Origin of the sequence: Bradyrhizobium sp. LB14.3, assembly GCF_040547985.1 — a bacterium.
Taxonomy (GTDB): Bacteria; Pseudomonadota; Alphaproteobacteria; order Rhizobiales; family Xanthobacteraceae; genus Bradyrhizobium.
This window is the reverse complement of record NZ_JBEPQT010000097.1, coordinates 1-1,278: the sequence shown is the minus strand read 5'-3', so window position 1 is coordinate 1,278 and position 1,278 is coordinate 1. Positions and strand designations below refer to the sequence as shown.

The window sequence follows — 1,278 nt, the reverse complement described above, 5'->3', positions numbered from 1 at the left end:
AGAGCCGGCTTCGCAAATTTGAACAGGTCGCTAAGTGGAGTTTCTGCCTGAAGGCGGCGATAATCGCCGTGAACAGGAGAGACTATGAGCAGACGAGCACGCCGGAACCACACACCGGCCTTCAAGGCGAAGGTGGCACTGGCGACCCTCAAGGGTGATCGGACGATAGCCCAACTGGCCGAGCATTTCGACGTCCACCCCAATCAGATCACGGCCTGGAAGTCACAGCTCGAGGGGAGCGCTTCGGAGGTTTTCGGACCGGGAGGCCGAGCGCCGGAGATCCCGGCGATCGATGTGAAGTCGCTCCACGCCAAAATCGGAGAGCTGACGCTGGAGAACGATTTTTTAGAAAGCGCGCTCACCAAGGCGGGATTGCTGAGCGCAAAGCGATGATAGACCGCGAGCACGATCTGTCGATCACCAGGCAAGCGGAAGTTTTGCAGATCAGCCGCGGCAGCGTTTATTACCTGCCGCGGCCGGTGCCGGACGGCGATCTGGCGATGATGCGGCGTCTCGACCGGCTGCATCTGGAGTTTCCCTTCGCCGGTTCGCGGATGTTGAGAGGCCTGCTGGCTGCCGAGGGGTGTAAGATCGGCCGCCGGCATGTCAAGACGCTGATGCGGCGGATGGGGATAGAGGCGCTCTATCGCCGGCCGCGCACCACGAAGCCCGAACCCGGCCACAAGATCTATCCGTATCTGCTGCGCGACCTGGAAATTACGCGACCAAACCACGTCTGGGCCATGGACATCACGTACATCCCGATGGCGCGTGGCTTCGTCTATCTCGCTGTGGTGTTGGACTGGGCGACCCGCCGGGTTCTGTCGTGGCGACTGTCGATCACGATGGAGGCGGCCTTCTGCGTCGAGACGCTCGAGGATGCTCTGGCACGTCACGGCAAGCCGGAGATATTCAACACCGATCAAGGCTCGCAGTTCACCGACACGGACTTTACCGGCCTACTCGCCAGCAACGGCATTGCCATCAGCATGGATGGCAAAGGCGCCTGGCGTGACAACGTGTTCGTTGAGCGATTGTGGCGCAGCGTCAAATACGAGGAGGTATACCTGAGGGCCTACAACAACGTCAGCGAGGCTCGTGCCTCGATCGGCCGATACCTCGATTTCTACAACGGCCGCCGGCCGCACCAGAGCCTTGACGACGTCACACCGGATCAAGCCTACTTCAACCAGCCGCCATTCCGCTTGGCGGTCTAACCCCGGCAGAAGCTCCACTTATCGAGGCGGAGATTCTGTTCAGACAAACGGGACCAGCTCA

Annotated in this window: 1 protein-coding gene; it reads left to right on the top strand. The window is 60.7% G+C overall.

The window, feature by feature from the left end:
• Positions 1-84: 84 nt before the first annotated feature.
• Positions 85-1,217, top strand: a protein-coding gene (locus ABIB00_RS39015; RefSeq protein WP_247396284.1) for an IS3 family transposase whose coding sequence is annotated in 2 segments (ribosomal slippage) — positions 85-340 and positions 340-1,217 — 1,134 coding nt in all. Because the reading frame shifts where the segments join, the coding sequence is not laid out codon by codon here.
• Positions 1,218-1,278 lie beyond the last annotated feature (61 nt).